18 protein-coding genes are annotated in these 21,083 nt (G+C 61.8%); 11 read left to right on the forward strand and 7 right to left on the reverse strand.

The annotated features are described in order from the left end of the window. The first annotated feature begins 43 nt into the window (after positions 1-43). From thiC to PQQ86_RS13035, 5 genes are all read left to right on the forward strand, one after another. Complete coding sequence (thiC, locus tag PQQ86_RS13015) at positions 44-1,975, forward strand: phosphomethylpyrimidine synthase ThiC (protein WP_408267256.1); 1,932 nt, start codon at positions 44-46, stop codon at positions 1,973-1,975. Between the two features lie 279 nt (positions 1,976-2,254). After that, positions 2,255-2,467: a YMGG-like glycine zipper-containing protein gene (locus tag PQQ86_RS13020; RefSeq protein WP_093643054.1), complete on the forward strand. Its 213-nt coding sequence runs from the start codon at positions 2,255-2,257 to the stop codon at positions 2,465-2,467. A gap of 274 nt (positions 2,468-2,741) precedes the next feature. Beyond that, positions 2,742-3,245, forward strand: a complete 504-nt coding sequence (locus tag PQQ86_RS13025) for a hypothetical protein (protein WP_408267259.1) — start codon at positions 2,742-2,744, stop codon at positions 3,243-3,245. 405 nt (positions 3,246-3,650) lie between these two features. Further along, positions 3,651-5,249, forward strand: coding sequence for an L-lactate permease (locus tag PQQ86_RS13030; RefSeq protein WP_408267262.1), 1,599 nt, complete (start codon positions 3,651-3,653; stop codon positions 5,247-5,249). A gap of 353 nt (positions 5,250-5,602) precedes the next feature. Continuing rightward, positions 5,603-6,529 (forward strand): DMT family transporter, encoded by a 927-nt coding sequence (locus PQQ86_RS13035; RefSeq protein WP_408267265.1) that lies wholly within the window; start codon positions 5,603-5,605, stop codon positions 6,527-6,529. A gap of 581 nt (positions 6,530-7,110) precedes the next feature. On the opposite strand, the gene PQQ86_RS13040 is transcribed toward PQQ86_RS13035, so the two are convergent. Beyond that, on the reverse strand, positions 7,111-7,266 hold the full coding sequence (locus PQQ86_RS13040; protein WP_408267269.1) for a hypothetical protein: 156 nt from the start codon (positions 7,264-7,266) through the stop codon (positions 7,111-7,113). 189 nt (positions 7,267-7,455) lie between these two features. Continuing rightward, positions 7,456-8,676, reverse strand: a complete 1,221-nt coding sequence (gene bamC, locus PQQ86_RS13045) for an NlpB/DapX family lipoprotein (protein WP_408267272.1) — start codon at positions 8,674-8,676, stop codon at positions 7,456-7,458. A 468-nt stretch (positions 8,677-9,144) separates the two neighbouring features. Here bamC and PQQ86_RS13050 point away from each other — a divergent pair, with 468 nt between their 5' ends. From PQQ86_RS13050 to PQQ86_RS13060, 3 genes are all read left to right on the forward strand, one after another. Next, a complete protein-coding gene (locus PQQ86_RS13050) occupies positions 9,145-9,609 on the forward strand; it encodes a DUF2844 domain-containing protein (protein WP_408267275.1) in 465 nt (154 codons plus the stop codon). Positions 9,610-9,657: 48 nt separating this feature from the next. Continuing rightward, entirely contained in the window at positions 9,658-10,929 is a 1,272-nt protein-coding gene (locus PQQ86_RS13055) for a DUF3443 domain-containing protein (protein ID WP_408267278.1), read from the forward strand. 261 nt (positions 10,930-11,190) lie between these two features. Then, positions 11,191-13,062, forward strand: coding sequence for a glycosyl transferase family 1 (locus PQQ86_RS13060; RefSeq protein ID WP_408267281.1), 1,872 nt, complete (start codon positions 11,191-11,193; stop codon positions 13,060-13,062). Between the two features lie 78 nt (positions 13,063-13,140). Here PQQ86_RS13060 and PQQ86_RS13065 read toward each other — a convergent pair whose 3' ends face one another. After that, positions 13,141-13,737 carry a hypothetical protein gene (locus tag PQQ86_RS13065; RefSeq protein WP_408267284.1) on the reverse strand — a complete coding sequence of 199 codons (597 nt, stop codon included), beginning with the start codon at positions 13,735-13,737 and terminating at the stop codon, positions 13,141-13,143. 291 nt (positions 13,738-14,028) lie between these two features. Between PQQ86_RS13065 and PQQ86_RS13070 the strand changes: the two genes are divergently transcribed. Then, positions 14,029-14,664: a cadmium resistance transporter gene (locus tag PQQ86_RS13070; RefSeq protein ID WP_408267287.1), complete on the forward strand. Its 636-nt coding sequence runs from the start codon at positions 14,029-14,031 to the stop codon at positions 14,662-14,664. A gap of 212 nt (positions 14,665-14,876) precedes the next feature. Here PQQ86_RS13070 and PQQ86_RS13075 read toward each other — a convergent pair whose 3' ends face one another. After that, complete coding sequence (locus PQQ86_RS13075; protein ID WP_408267290.1) at positions 14,877-15,206, reverse strand: hypothetical protein; 330 nt, start codon at positions 15,204-15,206, stop codon at positions 14,877-14,879. Between the two features lie 285 nt (positions 15,207-15,491). On the opposite strand from PQQ86_RS13075, the gene PQQ86_RS13080 reads away from it, so the two are divergent. Together PQQ86_RS13080 and leuA are read left to right on the forward strand one after the other, a co-directional pair. After that, entirely contained in the window at positions 15,492-16,370 is an 879-nt protein-coding gene (locus tag PQQ86_RS13080) for a class I SAM-dependent methyltransferase (protein ID WP_408267293.1), read from the forward strand. A 324-nt stretch (positions 16,371-16,694) separates the two neighbouring features. Then, on the forward strand, positions 16,695-18,413 hold the full coding sequence (leuA, locus tag PQQ86_RS13085) for a 2-isopropylmalate synthase (RefSeq protein WP_408267296.1): 1,719 nt from the start codon (positions 16,695-16,697) through the stop codon (positions 18,411-18,413). 401 nt (positions 18,414-18,814) lie between these two features. Here the strand turns inward: leuA and PQQ86_RS13090 are convergent, their stop codons facing one another. The 3 genes from PQQ86_RS13090 to PQQ86_RS13100 are packed head-to-tail and all read right to left on the reverse strand — an operon-like array spanning position 18,815 to position 21,070. After that, positions 18,815-19,588 (reverse strand): amino acid ABC transporter ATP-binding protein, encoded by a 774-nt coding sequence (locus tag PQQ86_RS13090; protein WP_408193898.1) that lies wholly within the window; start codon positions 19,586-19,588, stop codon positions 18,815-18,817. Next, a complete protein-coding gene (locus tag PQQ86_RS13095) occupies positions 19,588-20,265 on the reverse strand; it encodes an amino acid ABC transporter permease (protein ID WP_154559079.1) in 678 nt (225 codons plus the stop codon). Before PQQ86_RS13095 ends, PQQ86_RS13090 begins: the two co-directional genes overlap by 1 nt. 22 nt (positions 20,266-20,287) lie before the next feature. Beyond that, entirely contained in the window at positions 20,288-21,070 is a 783-nt protein-coding gene (locus PQQ86_RS13100; protein ID WP_408267300.1) for an amino acid ABC transporter substrate-binding protein, read from the reverse strand. Between the last annotated feature and the right edge of the window lie 13 nt (positions 21,071-21,083).

Consider the following 21,083-nt stretch of genomic DNA (forward strand, 5'->3'; position numbering starts at 1 on the left):
CTGCTTAGCGGCCCCACATTGCTATGCGTCATAGGAGATATGCATGAACGCCAATCCGAAGTTCCTTTCCGCCGACGCCCACGTCGATGCCGCCGCTCTCGCGCCGCTGCCGAATTCCCGCAAGGTCTACGTGACCGGCTCGCGACCCGATATCCGCGTGCCGATGCGCGAAGTTTCCCAGGCGGATACGCCGGATAGCTTCGGCGGCGAGAAGAATCCGCCGGTCTTTATCTACGATACGTCGGGCCCCTACTCCGATCCTGAAGCCAAAATCGACATCCGCGCAGGCCTGCCCGCGCTGCGTCAAGCCTGGATCGAAGAGCGCGGCGATACCGAAGCGCTGACGGGCCTCTCGAGCGACTTCAGCCGCGAACGCGCCGCCGATACCGCGACCGCCGAGCTGCGCTTCCAGGGCCTGCACCGCACGCCGCGCCGCGCAGTCGCCGGCAAGAACGTCTCGCAGATGCACTACGCGCGTAAAGGCATCATCACGCCGGAAATGGAATACATCGCGATTCGCGAGAACCAGCAGCGCGCCGAGTATCTGGAAAGCCTGAAGACGAGCGGTCCGAACGGCGAAAAGCTCGCCGCGATGATGGGCCGTCAGCATCCGGGCCAGGCATTCGGTGCGAGCGCATTCGGTCCCGACGGCCTGAAGGAAATCACCGCGGAATTCGTGCGCGAAGAAGTCGCCCGCGGCCGCGCGATCATCCCGAACAACATCAACCACCCGGAAAGCGAGCCAATGATCATCGGCCGCAACTTCCTCGTGAAGGTGAATGCGAACATCGGCAACTCGGCCGTGACCTCGTCCATCGGCGAAGAAGTCGACAAGATGACCTGGGCGATCCGCTGGGGCGGTGACACGGTGATGGATCTCTCTACCGGCAAGCACATCCACGAAACGCGCGAATGGATCATCCGCAATAGCCCGGTACCGATCGGCACGGTGCCGATCTATCAGGCTTTGGAGAAGGTCAACGGCAAGGCCGAAGACCTGACGTGGGAAATCTTCCGCGACACGCTGATCGAACAGGCCGAGCAAGGCGTCGACTACTTCACGATTCACGCGGGCGTGCGTCTGCAATACGTGCCGCTGACGGCCAAGCGCATGACCGGTATCGTCTCGCGCGGCGGCTCGATCATGGCGAAGTGGTGCCTCGCTCACCACAAGGAAAGCTTCCTGTATGAGCACTTCGAAGACATCTGCGAAATCATGAAGGCGTACGACGTAGCCTTCTCGCTCGGCGACGGCCTGCGTCCCGGCTCGATCTACGATGCGAACGACGAAGCGCAACTCGGCGAACTGAAAACGCTCGGCGAACTCACGCAGATCGCGTGGAAGCATGACGTGCAAACGATGATCGAAGGCCCCGGCCACGTGCCGATGCAGTTGATCAAGGAAAACATGGACCTGCAGCTGGAATGGTGTGACGAAGCACCGTTCTACACGCTGGGACCGTTGACGACCGACATCGCGCCGGGCTACGACCACATCACGTCGGGCATTGGCGCGGCGATGATCGGCTGGTTTGGCACGGCAATGCTCTGCTACGTCACGCCGAAGGAACACCTTGGGCTGCCGAACAAGGACGACGTCAAGACCGGCATCATCACGTACAAGCTCGCCGCACACGCCGCCGATCTGGCGAAGGGCCATCCGGGCGCTCAGGTGCGTGACAACGCCTTGTCGAAGGCGCGTTTCGAATTCCGTTGGGAAGACCAGTTCAATCTCGGTCTCGACCCGGACAAGGCACGCGAATTCCACGACGAAACCCTGCCGAAGGATTCGGCCAAAGTCGCGCACTTCTGTTCGATGTGCGGCCCGCACTTCTGCTCGATGAAGATCACCCAGGATGTGCGCGAATTCGCAGCCCAACAAGGCATCTCCGACGACGACGCGCTGAAGAAAGGCATGGAAGTGAAGTCGATCGAGTTCATGAAGAAAGGCGCTGAGATCTATCAGCGGCAGTAAGGTTGGGATCGCGGGCGCACTAGCGCGCGCCCGCCATTCGAATCTTCTGCGTCACGGTATTGCAGTACCAAAGCCCGCCACTGGCGGGCTTTTGTGTTTCTGCGCAGGCGGGCACATCGCATGCTGACAGAAGGGAAACATTTGATTACGAAACCGACACTTTGCTGACAAGCCCACACATCCGGATACGGGCTGCGGCGATAAGATCAAATGTAAGGACGGGGCGATTTGTCCACTTTCACGAAGCATTGTCCAGACACACTGAATGGAGTCAGCATCATGAAATCGATTCGTCAACTCAGTACGTTCGCTGCGATCGTCGCGGTTGTCGCAAGTCTTTCCGCGTGTGACAACATGACCACGCGGCAACGCGATACGGTGATCGGCGCGGGTGTGGGCGGCGCAGCAGGCGGGCTGATCGGCGGCAATGCACTGTCGACGATTGGCGGTGCGGCAGCGGGCGGCATCATCGGTAATCAGGTCGGCAAGTAAGGGCGAATAAGCGCAAACAAGCGCTGGCGACGCGTTCAAGGGCATCCCGCGCCGAACTTCAACCGTATCAACATCGAGCAACGAACTTGCCCGCACCGACGAGTGTGTGGGCACACAGCGTACGCGACCTGCGCCATGCCGGGTGCTTCGCGAAATGCTTTGCAATGACGTGAAATACGCCGTTACGGTTTTGCAATCCTGTCGGCGCTGCGGCGGCGTAAGCTCAAGCCACTACGCCCCGGATGGCGGCGTCCGATGTAAACAGGAGCACGTCATGAAGTCCCCCGTCATCAAGTCTCTTCGCGCAATCAGCCAGCGGCTGCCGCGCGGCTTGCCCCGTTTTTCCCAAACTGGCATCGCGCTGGCCGGCGTGACCTGTGTGCTGACGCTGTCCGGCTGCTACTACCCGTACGGCTACTATCCAGGCTACTACCCGTATTACGCTTACGGCACTGTTCCAGCCAATGGCGTTCAGCAGGAAGTCCCCATCGGGACGGCCGGCGATTCGGCCACTTCGCAGCAGCAGGCGCAGGCTCAGGCGGCGCAGCAGGCGCGAGCCAATTCGCAATCCCAGCCGGCCACCTACGCAGTCGCTCAGCCGCCGCCCGTGTATGTTGCTCCCGCTTATCCCGCCTACTATCCGCCGCCGGTCTACCCGGCCTATCCGGCTTATTACGGCTATCCGGGCTGGTATGGCCCGTCGGTTTCGATCGGCTTCGGTTTCGGCGGCTATTGGGGAGGCCACGGTGGGTGGGGCGGCCACGGTCACTGGCACTGAATCGCGCAGCCGGATTCCGCTGATCTGCTTTGACCGTCCCGTACCCGCAACTTTCGAGGCACGGGATGAACCCATGCCTCACGACGTCGTGCGCACCCCGTTACCTGAAAGTCGGCATGGCAACCGCCAGCACGCGCCATGCCGCGCCGACGGACCTCACGCGCATCATGCCTTGCCGATCCCGACACGCAAGACCCGGCGCCCCTTTCTCTCCTTCGCCCGTACTTTCCCTTCTTGACGCGCTCCAACCGGGCCCTATGCTTGGGAAAGCCACACGCAGTACCTGTTTAAATAAGCGACCCGGCACGTCTTCGACGCGCCGCCGGCGCCCATCCGTCCTGCCCGAGCGACGCGCCCCGTAGTGCGTAGTCCCGCGTCGAATCGAACAACAACGAAGGAGACGTGATGTTTCACCAACTACTCACACCCGTCGGCAATTCGCTACCGCTCTCATTCCTCGTCGCCGCCTTGCCGATCATTGTCGTGTTGCTGTTGCTCGGCTGGGCGCGCCGGCCCGCCTGGCAGGCGTCGCTCGCGGGCCTGATCGTCGGGCTGATCGTGGCGATTTTCGTCTGGCAGTTTCCAATAGGGCTCGCGGCCGCTTCAGTAGCCAACGGTGCCGTGTTCGCCTGCTGGCCGGTGATGTGGATCGTGTTCACCGCGATCCTGCTCTACAACATCTCGCAGCGCTCGGGCCGCTTCGCCGCCTTCCGCATGTGGATGATCGATAACCTGCCGAACGACCGCCGTGTCGTGCTGGTGGTGATCGGCTTCTCGTTCGGCGCGCTGCTCGAAGGGATTTCCGGCTTCGGCACGCCAGTCGCAATCACCAGTTCGTTGCTGATCCTGCTCGGTTTTCCCACCCTCGAAGCGCTCACCTTCACGCTCATCTTCAATACCGCGCCGGTTGCCTTCGGCGCGCTCGGCGTGCCGATCACGGTGCTCGGCGCGGTCACGCATCTGCCGGCCGATTCGCTCGCCAAGATGGTCGGCCGCCAGTTGCCGTTCTTCGCCTTCCTGCTGCCGTTCTATGTGATCGGCGTCTATGCGGGCTTTCGTAACATGCTGCGCGTGTGGCCGGTTCTGCTGGTGTCGGGTGCAAGCTTTGCGCTGACCCAGTTCGTCGCGTCGAACTACGTGAACTACAGCCTGACCGACGTGTTGTCGTCGATGGTGTCGCTGATTCTCACCATCGCGTTCCTGCGCGTCTGGAAGCCCGCCGCCGATCCGAAGTTCGCGATCAACATCGATCGTGTAGGCGAGGTGCGCGGCAAGATCGGCGGCGGCCAGGGCTGGTATCCGTGGATCATCGTCTCGGCGGTGGTGATCGTCTGGACCGTCGCCAAAATCTTCCTGATCGGCGACGTCAAGCTACCGTGGCCGGGCCTCGACAAAGCTGTGTTCATCACGCTGTACAACACGCCGTACGGCGCGGTGTGGGACTTCCAGCCGCTCGCGACCGGCACGGCGATTCTGGTGGCCGCCATCATCACGACGTTCGTGACGGGTCTGAGCGCGCGCGAATTCGGCAAGGCCATTGCCGACACGTGGGTCCAGACACGCATCGCCATTCTGACGGTGGCGACCATCGTCGCCCTTGCCTATCTGATGAACTACTCCGGGCTCACCTACACGCTCGGGCTTGGCGCCGCGTCGGTCGGACCGTTCTTTCCGCTGGTGTCGGCCTTCCTCGGCTGGGTTGCGGTGTTCCTGTCCGGCAGCGACACCTCGGGCAATGCGCTGTTTGGCAACCTGCAGGTGGTGGCGGCCAATCAGCTTAATCTGAACCCGATCCTGATGGCCGCGACCAATTCGTCGGGCGGCGTGATGGGCAAGATGATCTCGCCGCAAAACATCTCGACCGGCGTGGCGACGACCGACCTCAAGGGCAAGGAAGGTGTCGTGTTCGCCAAGACCTTCAAGCATTCGATCCTGCTGACGGTGATCCTCGGCGTACTGGTCTGGCTGCAGCAGAATTTCCTGCAGTGGATGATTCCGCATTGAGGCGCGCCTGGCCCATCGACGCAACTGTTCGCACCTGCTGATTCCTTGAAACGGCAGCTTGCACGATGGGCCAGGATCACTGGTGCGTTGCCGCAATATAATTCACGCTCCACAGGCGCCCGCCCCGTCGGGCTTGGAATCGTGTCCTCACCACGCTAATCTCATCGTATTTTTTCTCACATTAGCGTGAAAATTGCTCGTTTTGCAGCCGGCTCGACTGCGCATACGATAACGATTATCAGACGTCCCCATCCCCCGAATCTTGCCGTTTCATTCCAGCCTGAAACGTTTCGCGCGATCGCGCTGCTACGATGCGCAGGCGTCTCGACTCAACCGCGCGCGGCGCCACGACAATGAATGCCAAAAACCTGCTGCAACTGCTGATCCTGGCCGCCCTGTGGGGCGCCTCATTTCTGTTTATCCGCGTCGGCGTGACCGACTTCGGCGTCGCGCCGTTGATGGCGTTGCGCGTAGGCATCGGCGCGGCCTTTCTCGCCGTCGTCCTGATTGCGCGGCGGCCGCTGCGTGAGTCCGCGACGATCCTGCGCACACGCGCTTTTCCATTGCTGGTGGTCGGCATCCTGAATTCGGCGGCGCCGTTCTGCCTGTTCGCGTATGCCGAGCTGACGCTGTCGGCGGGCGTGACGTCCGTGATCAATGCGACCACGCCGCTGTGGGGCGCGCTCGTCGGCTTCCTGTGGCTGCGTGATCGCCTGAGCGCGCTACGCACGCTCGGTCTCGTGATCGGCTTTCTCGGCGTCCTGATGCTGGTGTGGGATCAGATCGCCGCACCGAACGGCTCGGCGGCCACACCGGAGACCACCGCGCTCGCGGCGGCCGCCGCGCTCGCCGCCACGCTGCTTTACGGCATCGCCGCCAATTACACGAAGCGTCACCTGACCGGCGTCGACGCATTGACCGTCGCGACCGGCACGATGACCGGCGCCACCATTGTGCTGCTGCCGCTCGCCGTGATCTACTGGCCGGCCGCGCCGATCTCGCTGCACGCGTGGGGCGCGGTCATCGCACTTGGAATCGCGTGTACCGGCGTCGCGTACATGCTGTTTTTCCATCTGATCGCAGTGGCCGGGCCGGCACGCGCGATTACGGTGACTTTCGTGATTCCGATCTTCGGCATTCTGTGGGGTGCCTTGTTTCTTGGCGAAACCGTGTCGCCGGGCATGCTGGAAGGCTGTGGCGTGATTCTCGTCGGCACCGCGCTTGCCACCGGCGTGGTCAAACGTCTGCCGTGGGTCGGGCCGCGCCGCGCCGACACCTGAAAGCCGTCGCACACGATACGTTCGGCGCGATCCGCTTCCCGCCTCCGCGAGGCCGCGCCAACATAGAAACACCGCCTCACGCGACGCCTTCAAGGTCGCCGCCTCCCCGTCTCGCACCGCTCGCCGCATCAGCGGCCTGGCAACCCATTCCGGGCACCCAAAAAAATAGCCCGCACTCCGTTGGAGTGCGGGCGAAACCGTCGCCCTACGAGGATAGGCGACGGGGCCACCGAGGCCGCGCGCCGTGCGCGCAGGCCATCATCGGGCTAAGCACCGGTTCGTTCGCCGGTGCTGAAAGGGTCTGGGAATCGCCGGTTGGACACTCGCCGCAAACTCACGTCGGATGTTACGAATCCGGCCCCATGAGTCTTTAAAAGCAGCTTGCGTGCCAGTTATAGCGATTTACAAGAAATTGTTCGCAAATCATTGATTTTTATTACATTATTTTGCGAAGAAGGGATATTGGCAGAGTCTGCGGAAGGGCCTTCGCGAGTTACGTCACCGGGGTAACGTCACGTTACATGCGGCCGCACAGGGGCGGCCGCGCGAACTCGCTTCATGCGTTTGAAGCGAGTCGACCATCACCGCATCGGCCATTTCGTGCGTTGCGCGGCCGTATGCCGGACCCGCAAGCCCGTTGGCCGATGCGTCTCGCGCCGCTCCAGGGCCGCCCCGCAGACAAGCGCCAGGACGAGCAAGCTCGCCGCCCACATCCAGTAAGGAATCACGTCGAACATGGCCATCTCCCCGTTAAGCGTCGCCGGTTCATACCGGTGTTTCAGACGGAAAGCAAAACACGTGCACGCCGCGATGGCGGTCTACGGCTTACGGCGCCGGCGATAAACTGCAGACATAAAAAAAAACCCGCCCGGAATTGCCTTCCGGGCGGGTTTTCAGACAGAGTTCGCTGCTTGCTATACCTTCGTTCAGTGCAACTGGTCGACCATCAGACCCATGATCTGCTTGGCCTGCGGGCTCTGATCGATACCCCCCTTGTCGTCGACCACCGCCACGCGGGTCTGGTCAGGCGTCACCGCGCGCACGTTCACGAGATACTGCTTGGCGACCTTTTCCTTCTTGCCGTGGAACACCTGGCTCCAGAAGCCCTGCTCCGCCGATGTCAGATCCTTCGGATCGACGTAGCGCACGAAGTACAGTCCGCGGCTCGCGTCGCGATCGTCGACCGTGAAGTTGCTGCGATCGAGCGCGAGGCCCACACGCAGCCACGCACGGTCATACGGCTCGCTGAGCGTCAGCTCGGTGGACGAGAACTGTGCCGCCGTGGTGTTCGCCGGGTCATCCGGCATAGGCTGTTGCGCCGACAACGCCACATTTTGCGCCGCCGTGGCCGCAGCCGCCGATTTCGCACCCGCCGTAGCCGCGTTCGGTGCCGTTTGCGCCCCTGCCGGCGTGAGCTGGGCGCTTTGCGTAGTGCGCGAATCGGCCAGCGCCAGCGCTGCCATCAACCGCTTCAGATATTCCTGTTCAAGGCCCGGATCGTTCGGCTTGGCTTCCCACTTGGTCGACTCGTTGTTCGTGCCGCTGACCGCCTCGCGCATGCCCTTCTGGCTGATGAACACGTAAGTGCCGCCGTTCGGCGCCGTTTCGAGACGCGTGCGGTACTTGTTGCGTTCAGAACTCACATAGCTGTTGCCCATTGCCTTGGACAGCGTGTCGCGGATCAACCCCTCGTTGATCGAAGCGTGCGTTTCATTCCAGTCCGTTTCCATCACGCCCTTGTCGCGCTGGTCGACCACCAGCAGGAAGCCCTGTTCCTGCCAGAAACGGCGAATTGGCGCCCAAGTCTGTTCGGGCGCCTTGTTGTCGATCACAAGCCAGCTTTCCGTGCCGTCACGCTGGATATGCATGCCGGTTACCTGCGGCACCACCGTCAGGGTGTTGCCGGCCGGCGCTTGCGCCTGGACCTGCTTGAGCGTGGACAGCGAGGTTTCGCCGCCTTGCGGGGGCAACGAACGCTGATCGGCCGTCTCATCGATCATGTTCGGCGGTACGGCAAGTGACGCTTGCTTCGATTTCGAGTCGCTTTTGTAGTCGATTTTGGTCGGCGACGAGGTGCCGCAGCCGGCGACCAGACCGCCTGCCATCAGCATTACTGCAAACCGCTTGGTAAGACGAAGATCAGTCATGTTCGGGGAATCCTTCCGCTACGCCACGGCAAGTTTCCGTGGATCAACCCAACATTTTACCGATCCCGGCGAGTCATGTGCAAAAACCCGGCTTTGCCCGTGAATTGAGCAGCGCGCGGACGGCAAATCCCGGGTTGCGTCGAAGGGTCTGGATACCGATGAATCGCTGCGCAGCGCGCCCCTCCCATCGCGGGAAAAGCGCCCCGCTTCACGGCGGCGATCATGTCCTTTCGCAGCAAATTTAACAGTTCACAACACTTCTCAACCGCCCGTAGGACATGACCTACTTCACTGTCAGACCATTGTTTTAAAAGATACTTTTCGCCCCCGCCACACGCTATTTTCAAGATTGGCTGAAGCGCCGTGCGCCGCTCCTGACAACGATCAGGAAACCTGAGTGTTATCTTGAATTGAACATCTCAATAAAAAATTAGCGCTTCGGATTTTCCAATAACGAGACAAGTTGCCATGCCAAATTTCTCTTTCTTCCCAGCCTTCGCCCTCCCGGCAATGGTGGCCGCCCTGCTGTGCGTCAGTGCCGACGCGCATGCCGAATTGGGCGGCATGATGCCCAGCCAGGCAAATTCGACGACCGCGGCGCCCCAAACCCTGCTGAACGGCGCCTTGCGTCTGCGCACGCTGACCGACGCAGGCAACACCACCATCAATGAGTACGCAACGAATACCGGGCAGATCATCGCTTACACGTGGCAAGGGCCGACCATGCCGGACCTGCGCGCACTGCTGGGAGGGTACGCCGACTCCTACAGGGCGGGCGCCGCCGCATCGGCGCCGGACGGCAATCTGCACGCCTCGCGGGTTGTCAGGCCGGACGTGGTCGTTGAATCGGGTGGTCCGATGCGCGGCTATGTCGGTCGCGCGTGGCTGCCGGAGGCGCTGCCCGCCGGCGTCACCTCCGACGACCTCCGCTGACGCGGGCAAGGCAGCAATAGACCGCTCCGCAAACTCCCCCGCCACGCCATGAATACCTCTTCTCGTCTCCGCGCCCTGCTCCTGACTTGCGCCGTGCTCGCTGGTTGCGGTGGCGGCGGTGGAAGCAGTACGCCGGCTGCCTCCACCCAGGCAGGCTCGACAAGCCCGGCCAGCAGTCCGAACGCCGCGCGCGCGCCGTCCGGAACCGCTGGCGCCAGCGTGACTAACTCTGTGCCGCAGTCGAACACGCCGAATGTCCAGCCGATCACGGTCAGCGCCGCGCCAGGCCTGACGCGCAACATGCTGACCACTAGCGTTACCGTCTGCCAGCCCGGCACCAGCAACTGCGCGACGATCGACAATATTCAGGTCGACACCGGCTCGCAGGGCTTGCGGATTCTCGCCTCGGCGCTGCCGGCCAGCCTTGCGCTGGCTGCCGTGGCCTCGGGCAGCGGCGTCACGGGCGAGTGCGCGGTATTCGGCGGAGGTTATGCGTGGGGCGTGGTGCGCGGCGCGGACGTGCGCATGGCCGGCCAACTCGCCGCCTCCATTTCAATTCAGCTAATCGCCGACCCCGCGCTGCCCAACGTGCCCACCGATTGCGCAGGCTCCGGCCCCGCGATGCTGACCGTCGCAAGCCTGCGCGCCAACGGCATTCTCGGCGTCGGCCTGTTCTCGGCCGATTGCGGCAGTGGCTGCGTCAATTCGGCGCTACCTCGCTGGTATTACAGCTGCGACGCCAGCGGCGCCTGCCTCGCGGGCACGCAAGCGCTCGCCAGGCAGGTGACCAATCCAGTCAGCCGCTTCGCGCTCGACAACAACGGCGTAGTGATCGACCTGCCGGCAATCACCGACGCGGGGGCGCTCAGTGTGTCAGGCTCCTTGATATTCGGCATCGGCACTCAGGCGAATAACACGCTGGGCGGTGCAACCATCTTCAGGGCCAACACGCAGACGGGCTATGTGCGCACGACCAGCGCCGGCCAGACTTACGGGCAGAGCTACCTCGACAGTGGCTCGAACGGCCTGTTCTTCAACAATAGCCAATTGCCCCGATGCGGTTACTGGTACTGCCCGAGTTCCACGCAAACAGCGAGCGCCTCGATCTCCGGCACGGATGGCGTGTCGAGCACGGTGTCATTTTCGATCGGTAATTCGAGCGCACTGTTTGGCTCGTCGAATAACGCCTTCGACAACCTGGCCGGCATTGCCAGCAACAGCTTCGGCTGGGGCCTGCCCTTCTTCTTCGGACGACGCGTCTATACGGCGATCGCCTCGAGCGAGACGTCGGCCGGGCCGGGTCCGTATTACGCGTTCTGAGTGCTCGATGTCGGGACCCACCTCGCACAGACAACCGCGTTGGGCGGATTCGACTAAGTGCCCCGGCAGACTTGGCGTATCGAGCGCCAAGCTCCCGCGTCAAACAGAAAAATCCTACAGGCCAATCGGATTTACCTGCGCGGAAAATTCCCAAATTCTCATCCCCCGCTTATTTGATACGCCCTGACAGCAATAATCGTCGTTTCCGGCTAGCGTCTCCTCGATATCGTTAGCTCTGCATACTCCAATAATAGTGAAACGATGGAAGTCACCTTTTCGCTCGACGATTTCGAACAACTCGTCTACACGCGGCAGCATACGCAGGCCTCGCTTCAGCTCATCGCGGCACTCGCACTCCTCCAGCAAACACGCGGCGAGTTGAACGCGAGCTTCAAAGCATCGGGAATGATCGACCTGTCTCCCAATGAGCAGCGCCAGCGTTTCTGCACACGTCTGACAAGCGCGGCGTCTACGTTGTTCGCCGACGAGGATTTCCGGCCGCCCACCGCGTGCGTCAGATTGTTTTTCACGCTGCATGAATGGATCGGCACGCTGTTCTCGGCCACAGCGTTTGGCAACGCGGACCACGTCATCCGTCATCTGAATCCTCGCGGCGCGGCGGACACGCAGTTTCTGCCGGGAGACAGCTTCATCGAGAAGCTTTGCGTGCTCTATTCGACCGAATCCGAACTGGAACTCGACTTCGCCGCGCTCTGGGCGTACGACAAAACTATCGCGGCCTGTCTCGCCCTCGCTCTGCTGGCACCGGTCTTCAACGGCTCGCCAAGCGCGCATATCAAGCGCGAGGCGCTGCTGGCGTGGCTGCCCGGCAAGCTGGAACTCATCGACGATCTCGACGATCTGCCATCGGCCGTGCTGCACAACGCCTATATGTTCTGCAGCTATGCCGATACGCCGCGGCGGCATGCGATCAAGCAGGACATCAATGTGCTGGTGCGTCGCAAGCTGGAACAACTTGGCCTGACCGACCTGCCCGCGCCAAAGCGCACGCCTGCCAGAGGCAAACCGCGGCGCGGCAAGAAGCCGCTGATGGTGGTGGTGCTGGAGTGGTTCAGCGGCGCCCATTCGATCTACCGCACGCACTCGCGCACCCTCGAAGCCGCTCGCGAACATTTCGAGGTGGTGGGTTTCGGCTTCGGCTATGCCGTCGACGAGGTCGGGCGGGACATCTTCGACCGCTTCATCGAACTAGAGCAGCCTGACTACGTCGGTGAATGCCTAAAAACGATTCGCGACTTCGCCGAGGCCGAGCAGCCGGACGTGTTGTACATGCCGAGCGTCGGCATGTTCGTGCTAACGGTGTTCATGTCCAATCTACGCATCGCGCCGTTGCAGATCGCGGCGCTTGGCCATCCCGCCACCACGCATTCAGACAAGATCGACTACATCAGCGTCGAGGAAGATTATGTCGGCGACCCGGCCTGCTTCAGCGAACGTCTGATGAAGCTGCCAAAAGACGGGCAACCGTACCGCCCGTCCGTCGCGTTGCCGGACATCGTCGCGCAGATTCCTCCGCGGCGCGAGACGCTGCAGATCGTCATCACCGCCAGCGCGATGAAACTCAATCCCGGATTTCTCGACGCGTGCCGCGAGATCGGCGCGCGCACGGTGACGTCCGTTGAGTTTCACTTCATGACCGGCGTGCCGTCGGGTCTGCCGTTTGACCGGCTGCGCGACGCCATCGTGCGTGCGGTGCCGGGCGCTGTCGTGCACGACTTTCACGACTACGCCGCATATCTGGCGCGCGTCAACCAGTCCGATCTATTCCTGAGCCCGTTTCCGTTCGGCAACACCAACGGTATCGTCGATGCATTGACGTTCGGCTTGCCAGGTGTGTGCAAACGCGGGCCGGAAGTGTTCGAGCGGATCGATGGCGCGCTGTTCGAGCGCGTGGGCATGCCCTCGTGGACCACCACGGACAGCGTCGAGACGTATGTCGCTGCGGCCGTGCGCATGATCCACCAGCACGACGAGCGCGCGGCGCTGCGCCAATGCCTGATCGATACGCAGGCAGTGCAACGTTGCTTCGAAGGGCGGCCGCGGGCGTTCGGCGAAAGCGTGCTGAAACTGATGCGCGAAAACAAAAGCCGCCTCGCGGACGGGGCGGCTTGAGGTTTGTGACTCGCGGTTTGTGGTTTGCGGTTGAGCAGGCGCTAGCGAAAGCTGCCGGCGCCCGTTGCGAGCAAGCCTTTACTCGGCGACTTCGCTCGCAGCAGCAGGGGCCGGCGTGGCGAGCTTTGCCGGCGCCAACCAGCTGAATACGCTCAGCGCGGAGCCGTGGAACGTGCACTCGGCGGCCGCTGCCGTATTGATCTTCTTCGGCTTGGCCGATTTAAGCGAAGCTGCGTCAACCCCCGAGGCAGCGATGCTCGCCGAAGCGGCCATTGCTCCTGAAGCCGCGCCAGCCGTAACGTCTGAGACAGCCGCAGCGGCCGAAGCCGAGGAAGCCCCCTGTGCCACGGACACCGCGGACGCGGCGCGCACGCCCGAAGCCGCACGAGGCGCATTCGCCAGTTTCGCGGCGGAAGCCGCCGCGGATGCCGCCGAGGCGGCCGCAACCTCCGAAGCCGTCATCACATGCTCGATCGATCCTTCGACGACCACCCGCGAGCCGTCGATAGCGGTGCCCGTATGAGCGATCTTCAGCGTATCCGGCGACGACGTTTCAGCCAGCTTGCTTCGCATCAACTGCTCGCATGCATCCGAGTTCTTGTAGACGGCCGTGCAGGCCGCCAGCAGCGCTGCAGCAGTCGTGACGCAGGCGATAGAGAGAATCCGAACTTTCATTGATGTTCCGTTTTGCAAGCCGTCGGCAATTGTAGCTTACGGGCTGACTGATCGGCACCGCCGCCGCCCACGGGGACGGCACAGGGAGAAGGACAGAGGCAGCGACGCGGCACCGCGAAGGACGTGCCGATCCGCACATCGCACAAGACAAAGAGACGGCTTGACCGCGGCGCCTTGCATCGGCATCGTGTTGACCGGTCGCCATACCTGCGGCGCGCCGCCGCCTCTTCAGCCGTACCCGCTTGATGGGTGCGGATCCGTTTCCCACTGCGCATTGACCGGCTTTCCAGCATGTTCAGCCTTGCCCTGCTCGCCGTCGCGGCTTACGCCGCGACTAATATCGACAACCTTTTCGTGCTGCTCGCCTTCCTTGCGGAAACGGGCGGCCAGCGTCGGCACGTGATCGCCGGGCAGTTTGCCGGTTCGCTTGCCTTGATCCTGGGGTCGATTCTGCTCGCCGCACTGTTGACACGCCTACCTGCCGGCTACGTCGGTCTGCTCGGTATTTTGCCGATCGGCGTGGGCCTGAGCAAAGCATGGGCGCGCTTTCGCCCCGGCACCGCGGGTCAGGTGCAAGAGGCGCAGACCACGGCGCGCACGCGTTCATCAGCCACGCCGGCTACGGCTGGCGCAGGCTCGTCATGGTGGACAGTCGCGTGTGTGGCGGTCGCAAACGGCTCGGACAATCTCGCCGTCTACGTCCCCTTGTACGCGAGCCATTCGCATAGTGAGGGTATGTTCATCTCATTGGTGTTCGTCGTCATGATCGGCCTGTGGTGCGCAGGCGCGGTGTGGCTAGTGGAGCATCCGTTGCTGGGCGCGCCGATCCGGCGCTACGGCACCGCTTTGCTGCCACTGATCCTGCTGGTAATTGGCGTCTCGGTGATCGTGCAGAACGATACCTTGCGGATTGTGTTCGGTATCTGAGGCGGACTTGCAGCCGGCGATCCGGTCGCCGGACAGGGAGGGGCACGCCGGAGCCGGGGCCGGGGCCGGGGCCGGGGCTGGAACTGGAACTGGAGCCTGAATCCGAATCCGGGTCCGAGTCCGGCTCCAAAACAGAAACACTACTGTGCGTGCCGGGATGCGCTGCTGCCAGCGCGCGATGCAGCACGACCGATTGTCGCCCGCGCGAACGCTCAGTTCGACGGCATTTGCGGCTGCACGTAAGTGCGCACACCGGCGAGCGGCGAACCGTAACCACCCGACTGAGTGTTGTTCGGCAACCCATTGACCAGTTGTGCGCGCGGATCGGCCGGATTCAGATTCAACTCGCCCGCCTGCTGGTTGCCGTGCGTCGGATATTCGCTGCCACGCGCCGCGTTCGGCATCACGCGCGTACTGTTTTGCGGCGCGTTGATGTCGTCCTGCACGCTCAGGCCCTGTGCGCCAGCCCACGTGGCGACGCTGCAAGCGACCGCGCACAGCAGAACCCCCACTACCCTCGACGTCCTCGATGTTCGTTTCATACCGACCTCCGGCAAAGTGCAAAGTGAAATGAAAGGCGATCACGTCCGCGAATCCAGTACAGGGCGCCAGCGCACGCGGCAGACGCTGATCACATCATTTATACGCGCTACCTGGTCTTTCGGATTCGGCAAAATCTGCCCGCCGACGGCAAAATGGCAGAGCCGGCGCGCACCGTGCGCTGATCGAGGCCACGGGGCCACGGGGCCACGGGGACGCAGTAAATACCCCAAGCGCATATCGTTATGCGGATTGGCGATTTCTTTCCAGGCGGATCGCGTCCGATAATGGCAGCCATGAACACCCACCCCACTCCCCAGGCCCGCGCGCTGCGTTCCGCGCTGGTGGCACTGAGCGCGGCGCTGCTGCTGGCCGCCTGCGCCGCTCCAACGGCATCGACTTCTTCCACGGCGGCTGATTCCGCCTCGCTCGATGCCGCCGTTTCGGGGCCGCAGCGTAGCGACAAGAACCGCGCACGCGACGTCTACCGCCATCCGAAGGAAACGCTGCAGTTCTTCGGCGTGGCGTCGTCGCAAACCGTGCTGGAGATCGCACCCGGTGGCGGCTGGTACACGGAGATACTCGCGCCCTATCTGCACGATCACGGCAAGCTGTACGAAGCGCAATACGACAGCCCGGACGCTGCGTCGGCGGCAGAAGAGCAGACTGGCCGGGCGTCATTCGCGCGCAAGCTGGCGGCCACACCGGCTATCTACGGCAATGTGGTCGTCGGCACGCTGCGAGCGGGTCAGTTCAGCGGCTTTCCGGCCGACGGCAGCGTTGACGAGGTGCTGACCTTCCGCAATATCCACAACTGGATCAAGGACGGCCAGATCGACGCGAATCTGCGCGCCTTTCACGCAGCACTTAAGCCGGGCGGCATCCTCGGCGTCGAGGAACATCGCGCGGCGCCGGGCACTTCGCTGCAACAGACCATTGACAGCGGCTATGTCACCGAAGCCTATGTCATCGAACACGCGCGCGCCGCAGGTTTCGAATTGGCGGGCCAAAGCGAGGTGAACAGCAACCCGCGCGATACGAAAAACTATCCGCACGGCGTGTGGTCGCTGCCGCCCACGTATGAAGGCCACGACGTCGATCGGGCGAAGTACGCGGCGATCGGCGAATCGGATCGCATGACCTTGCGCTTCGTGAAACCCAGGTGACGGACATGACCGGCCCGGGTTTCAGCGCGCGCCGGTCGGGATGAGCCCTGCCGGCCGGTGCGCGCTTCGCCGCACCGGCGCTTGACGCGATCCCAATAATATGTTCCTATTGCGCACTATGTACCGCGCCCAGACCATCCTATCGCTACTACTAGCCCGCTCTACCGGGCTAGGTCTGCTGCTGCGCGCTTCCATCTGATACACCCGAAGCACCGCTCAATTCCCCAGTAACTGACCCAGCCCCGGTTTCCGACCGGCGGCCATGCTTTGTCTTTTCGTCGTCCGGTCGACAACCCAGGTTGATCGATCCCAAGGATGATGAAAATGTTGAAGAACCCTGCTACCAGGTACCACTCGTTCAAGCCCATCAATTTGACCGACCGCCAGTGGCCGTCACGCGTTATCACGCGTGCGCCGATCTGGATGAGTACCGATCTGCGCGACGGCAACCAGGCGCTGTTCGAGCCGATGAACGCGCAACGCAAGATGCGCATGTTCAAGACGCTGGTGCAGATCGGCTTCAAGGAAATTGAAGTCGCATTTCCGTCTGCCTCGCAGACCGACTTCAATTTCGTGCGTGAGTTGATCGAAGGCGGACATATCCCCGACGACGTCACCATCGAAGTGTTGACGCAAGCCCGCGACGACCTGATCGAACGCACCTTCGAATCCTTGCGTGGCGCGCCGCGCGCCATCGTCCACCTGTACAACGCCACCGCGCCGGAATTCCGCCGCATCGTGTTCGGCCTCGAAAAGAGCGGCGTGAAAGAACTCGCGCAAAACGCCGCGCGTACGATGAAGCGTCTCGCCGACGCCACGCCGGAAACGCACTTCACGCTGCAATACAGCCCGGAAGTGTTCAGCGGCACCGAGCTCGAATTCGCCAAGGAAGTATGCGATGCCGTATTCGATATCTGGCAACCGACGCCCGGGCACAAAGCGATCGTCAACCTGCCCGCTACCGTCGAAATGGCTACGCCAAATGTGTACGCGGACCAGATCGAATGGATGCATCGGAATCTCGCGCGTCGCGATTCGTTGATCGTTTCAGTGCATCCGCACAACGATCGCGGCACGGCCGTGGCTGCCGCTGAACTGGCGGTGATGGCCGGAGCGGATCGCGTCGAAGGGTGCTTGTTCGGCAATGGCGAACGTACCGGCAATGTCGATCTCGTGACGCTCGCGTTGAATCTGTACACGCAGGGTGTCGATCCTGAGCTCGATTTTTCGAATATCAATGAAGTCGCGCGGACTGCTGAGGAATGCACGCAGTTGCCGGTGCATCCGCGCCATCCGTATGTCGGCGATCTGGTGTTCACCGCGTTCTCCGGCTCGCATCAGGATGCGATCAAGAAGGGTTTTGCCGTGCAGAAACCGGACGCGGTCTGGGAAGTGCCTTATATGCCGATCGATCCTGGCGATCTTGGGCGGACTTATGACTCGGTGATTCGGGTGAATAGCCAGTCAGGCAAGGGTGGGATTGCTTATTTGCTCGAGCAGGGTTATGGGGTTGTCTTGCCGCGCCGCTTGCAGGTCGATTTCAGCTCGGCCGTGCAACGCTATACCGATGATAGCGGGCAGGAAGTGACGCCCTCACAGATCTGGGAATTGTTCCAGCAGGAGTATGTGCATAGTGCTGAGCCGATTCATTATGTTGGACATAGTCTGTCCGAGCGTGGCGATCGGGAGCATATTAAGCTCACTGTCGACATTAATGGCTCGCGGCGCGTGTTGAGCGGTGAAGGGAATGGGCCGCTTGATGCGTTGATGCATGCTATGGGGGTGCCGGTACGGATCCAGCACTATGAGGAGCGGGCGCTGACTCAAGGCGCGGATGCGCGGGCTGTTGCTGTCGCTGAAATGGCTGGGGCTGATGTGGCTGGGAGTGCGTTTGGGGTTGGCATCGATGCCAATCTGGTGACTGCTTCTATTCGGGCTGTTATTAGTGGGGTTAATCGGGCTTATGAACGGTGTGGGGCTGATGCCCAAGGGCGGTTTTTTGAGGTCGCGTTGAGGGATGACGCGGAGCGTGTGGCGGTTTGAGGTTTTTTTCCTTGATCTGGCTTTGGTGCCTTTCCTTGAATTGCTAGTGGTCTATTAGCGTCGCCCCTGTGCGGGGCGGCACCTACTTTTCTTTGCATGCCGCAAAGAAAAGTAGGCAAAAGAAAGCGGCTCAAACCGCTAATGCAAAGTGGGCGCCGTGGTCTGCTACGGGTAGTGGTGCATCTGGAATCTGGGGTCGTGCACCTGCCGGCGCTTGTGACAAGGGTGTCATACTTCCCGACTCGCACTGCGTGCTCGTCGGAAGAGTCTGCTAGAAAACCAGTGGGCTACGTTTGGGACCGTTGTACATTTTTATTGAGGGGCGCTTTGGCGCCCCTCTTTTTTCTGCGCTGCTGGAGATCGATATACAGGCTTTTGTTGCCGCCCTTCCCTCGCTCCGGTCAGCCCCGCTCTGTCCATGCGTCCGGCAAGCTATGCGTCAGCGTCGATACGAAGCGCTCTGTTTCCGGTTCGCGCGGATTCATGAAAATGTCTCGCGATGGACCCGCCTCGACCACTACGCCGTTGTTCAGAAACACCACGTCTCGCGCAATCGTCGCGGCCAGACGCAAATCATGCGTCGCCATCAACATCGTCATGCCTTCCGTAGCAAGCTGCTTGAGTACGTCCACTACCTCCGCAGCCAGTCCGGGATCCAGTGCCGAAGTGGGCTCGTCGCACAACAGCACCTCCGGCGACGGAGCTAACGCCCGCGCTATTGCCACGCGCTGCTGTTGGCCGCCGGAAAGTGTCGAAGGCCATGCGTCCGCTTTTTGTGCGATGCCGACTTTCTCCAGCAATTCGTCCGCACGTACGCGCGCTTTTTCCTTGTCCCACTTCTGTACCGTCAGCAAGCCTTCCATGACGTTCTGTCGTACCGTCAAGTGCGGAAACAACTGGAAATTCTGGAATACCATCCCGGTGCGGCGGCGGATCGTCAGGACCTCCTCGCGCGGGGGCTTGTGGTCGCGGCTGAATTCGAGGCGCTGGTCGCCAACTTGAAGTGATCCCGCTTCCGGAATTTCTAGCAGATTCACACAGCGAAGCAGCGTACTCTTGCCGCTGCCGGATGGGCCAATTAGCGCGGTGACGTTGCCCGAGGCGAGTTGCAGATCCACCGAGTTCAACACCCGATTCTCGCCGAAGTACTTGTCGATTTTTTCCAGTCGAATCATCAGTTGCCCGCATGGAAAAGTGCGTGACGCCCGAACTTGCGCTCGAGCCGTACTTGCGCCGACGACAATACCGAACTGAACACAAGATAAACCAGCGCCGCCTCTGTGTAGAGAATCAACGGTTCATACGTCACTGACGCGATCCGCTGCGCCGCCTGAAATACCTCAGGTACCGTCAGCACCGCGGCAAGCGACGTGTCCTTCACCAACGCAATGAACGAGTTCGACAGGGGCGGCAGCGCGACGCGCGCCGCCTGCGGCAAGATCGCGCGGCGCAGCGCCTGTTCACGCGTCATACCCATCGAATACGCCGCTTCCCACTGGCCCTTCGGGATCGACTCGATCACGCCGCGTATCACTTCCGAGTTATACGCGCCGACATTCAGCGAAAATCCGATAATCGCCGCCGTCAACGGATCGAGCACAATGCCCACGTTCGGTAATCCGTAGAAAATTACGAACAGTTGCACGAGCAACGGCGAGCCGCGGAACAGCCACACATAGAAACGTACACACGCGATCGCCCATCTCGGCCCGAATAAGCGGACCAACGCGACGATAAACGCGAGCACGATTCCGATCGCGAACGATGCCAGCGTGAGCGGCACGGTAAAGACGAGCCCCGCATACAGCAGGGGCCACAGCGACTGCGCCATCAGATGCAACCATGCCGGCATGATTCAGACTCGCAGATGACGCTTATTGGGAGACGTCTTTACCGAAGTACTTCTGCGAAATCTTCGCGTAAGTGCCGTCTTTCTTGATGTCAGCGAGCGCCTTGTTGATGGCCGCCTGCAATTCCGGGCTGCCCTTGCGGATCAGCACCGCGGACTTGTCGCTGCTATCAGCCGACGTATCGAGCGCGGCGATCTTCACCTTCGCATCCGGCTTGTGCTTCTTGAAGTCGAGGAACGACAGCGAATCGTTGACGGTCGCATCGACGCGGCCCGAGGTCAGCAGGTCGACAGATTCGTTGAAGCCCTGCACAGGAATCACCTCAGCGCCGTGTGCAGCCGCGATCTTGCCGAAGTTGCTGGTCAACGTATTGGCCGATTTCTTGCCCTTCAGGTCGTCAAACGTCTTGATCGTGGTGTTGTCCGAACGCACGATCAGCGCCGCGTGCGAGGTGATGTACGGGTCCGAGAAATCGTATTTCGCTTTGCGTGCGTCGGTGACAGCGACTTCGTTGATCACCGCGTCGTAGCGGTTCACATCGAGACCGGCGATCAGGCCGTCCCATTTGCCCTCGACGAATTGCGGCTTGACGCCCAGGCGCTGCGCGATCTGCGTGCCGATCTCAACGTCGAAACCGGTCAGCTTGCCGGACTCATCGTGGTACGTGAACGGTGCGTAGGTACCTTCGGTGCCGATCTTGAACACGCCCGCGGACTTGATCTGCGCGAGCTCGTCAGCAGCGAATGCCGGGCTCAGGGCCAACGCTTGCAGCAGCGCGATCAGCAGAATGGAACGAATCGACTTCATCTGGTGGCTCCGT

The organism is Paraburkholderia sediminicola (assembly GCF_046026675.1).
In the GTDB taxonomy this organism is placed as follows: Bacteria; Pseudomonadota; Gammaproteobacteria; order Burkholderiales; family Burkholderiaceae; genus Paraburkholderia; species Paraburkholderia sediminicola_F.

Coding starts and splice junctions, on each gene's coding strand:
- thiC (WP_408267256.1), top strand. CDS start 44: ATGAACGCCAATCCGAAGTTCCTTTCCGCCGACGCCCACGTCGATGCC.
- bamC (WP_408267272.1), bottom strand. CDS start 8,676: ATGACTGATCTTCGTCTTACCAAGCGGTTTGCAGTAATGCTGATGGCA.
- PQQ86_RS13095 (WP_154559079.1), bottom strand. CDS start 20,265: ATGCCGGCATGGTTGCATCTGATGGCGCAGTCGCTGTGGCCCCTGCTG.
- PQQ86_RS13090 (WP_408193898.1), bottom strand. CDS start 19,588: ATGATTCGACTGGAAAAAATCGACAAGTACTTCGGCGAGAATCGGGTG.
- PQQ86_RS13020 (WP_093643054.1), top strand. CDS start 2,255: ATGAAATCGATTCGTCAACTCAGTACGTTCGCTGCGATCGTCGCGGTT.
- PQQ86_RS13070 (WP_408267287.1), top strand. CDS start 14,029: ATGTTCAGCCTTGCCCTGCTCGCCGTCGCGGCTTACGCCGCGACTAAT.
- PQQ86_RS13060 (WP_408267281.1), top strand. CDS start 11,191: ATGGAAGTCACCTTTTCGCTCGACGATTTCGAACAACTCGTCTACACG.
- PQQ86_RS13035 (WP_408267265.1), top strand. CDS start 5,603: ATGAATGCCAAAAACCTGCTGCAACTGCTGATCCTGGCCGCCCTGTGG.
- PQQ86_RS13050 (WP_408267275.1), top strand. CDS start 9,145: ATGCCAAATTTCTCTTTCTTCCCAGCCTTCGCCCTCCCGGCAATGGTG.
- PQQ86_RS13075 (WP_408267290.1), bottom strand. CDS start 15,206: ATGAAACGAACATCGAGGACGTCGAGGGTAGTGGGGGTTCTGCTGTGC.
- PQQ86_RS13025 (WP_408267259.1), top strand. CDS start 2,742: ATGAAGTCCCCCGTCATCAAGTCTCTTCGCGCAATCAGCCAGCGGCTG.
- PQQ86_RS13080 (WP_408267293.1), top strand. CDS start 15,492: ATGGCAGCCATGAACACCCACCCCACTCCCCAGGCCCGCGCGCTGCGT.
- PQQ86_RS13100 (WP_408267300.1), bottom strand. CDS start 21,070: ATGAAGTCGATTCGTTCCATTCTGCTGATCGCGCTGCTGCAAGCGTTG.
- PQQ86_RS13055 (WP_408267278.1), top strand. CDS start 9,658: ATGAATACCTCTTCTCGTCTCCGCGCCCTGCTCCTGACTTGCGCCGTG.
- PQQ86_RS13065 (WP_408267284.1), bottom strand. CDS start 13,737: ATGAAAGTTCGGATTCTCTCTATCGCCTGCGTCACGACTGCTGCAGCG.
- PQQ86_RS13040 (WP_408267269.1), bottom strand. CDS start 7,266: ATGTTCGACGTGATTCCTTACTGGATGTGGGCGGCGAGCTTGCTCGTC.
- leuA (WP_408267296.1), top strand. CDS start 16,695: ATGTTGAAGAACCCTGCTACCAGGTACCACTCGTTCAAGCCCATCAAT.
- PQQ86_RS13030 (WP_408267262.1), top strand. CDS start 3,651: ATGTTTCACCAACTACTCACACCCGTCGGCAATTCGCTACCGCTCTCA.